The sequence below is a fragment of the Facklamia sp. P13064 genome (assembly GCF_050409425.1).
Taxonomy (GTDB): Bacteria; Bacillota; Bacilli; order Lactobacillales; family Aerococcaceae; genus Facklamia.
In genome coordinates, this window is record NZ_JBNUPM010000045.1 from 1 (window position 1) to 859 (window position 859).

General features: G+C 39.9%; 1 protein-coding gene. It reads right to left on the reverse strand.

What is annotated here, in order from left to right; translation table 11 throughout:
- On the reverse strand, window positions 1-798 hold a 798-nt coding region (locus tag ACQV2S_RS08775; protein ID WP_428885409.1), incomplete at its 3' end, for a DDE-type integrase/transposase/recombinase.
- Window positions 799-859: the final 61 nt, after the last annotated feature.

The window sequence follows — 859 nt, forward strand, 5'->3', positions numbered from 1 at the left end:
GTAGAATCGTTCCCCATCTTCTCGGTGACTTCTTTCAACTATGCCGTTCTGCCATGGAGAATAGGGACGGGTCTTGAGATACTCTATCTCCTTACTCTCTAATATCTCCTCAAAGATGGTTAGTTTATCGGTAACATCTGGATCATTGGTAAATTCACGCCCATTATCTGTTTGAACCTTCGTGATATCAAAGCCTAGACACGCTTCTAACTCTAATAAAAATAAAGCGGTATTGGTGACCGTTTTTTCATCCACAATCTCACAGTAGCGTTTGCGCGAATACTCATCGATCGCTGTGATTTGATAATAACGAATGCCTTTCGAATCAAACTTAAGACAATGCATGGGCACATATTTGATATCGATTTGTACCTTTTCGCCTGGATAAGTTACTTGGGTCGGTTTCCATCTAGACTTGGGATATTTTTTCTTAGCATCCGCTACGCTCTTATTCCAACCCTGCTCACGAATCTGTTTGCACATACTATCATAACTACGTGAATAACCTTCACGCTGACATTGAACATAAACTTCCGCGAGCCCTTCATGACCATAGCGTTGATATTTTGCTTTAATTATTTGTAGTTCGTTATCGGTATGCTGATTAGGGTGTGAGTGAGGACGTCGTGATTGATTTCTTATACTCTCCCAACTTCCGTCATATCGATCACGCCAACGTTTTACATTTTGTCGAGACGTATGATAACGCCGAGCTGCTGCTGCATTATTATCATGTTCGATGGCATACTCTACAATTCTTTTTCTTAATCGCATTTCTTCTGTTATAATATTTTTCATGGGAGCTTCCTTTCGCTAAGTTGTTTGTATATCTTTAGTGTAACAGAAGCTCCCTATTTTT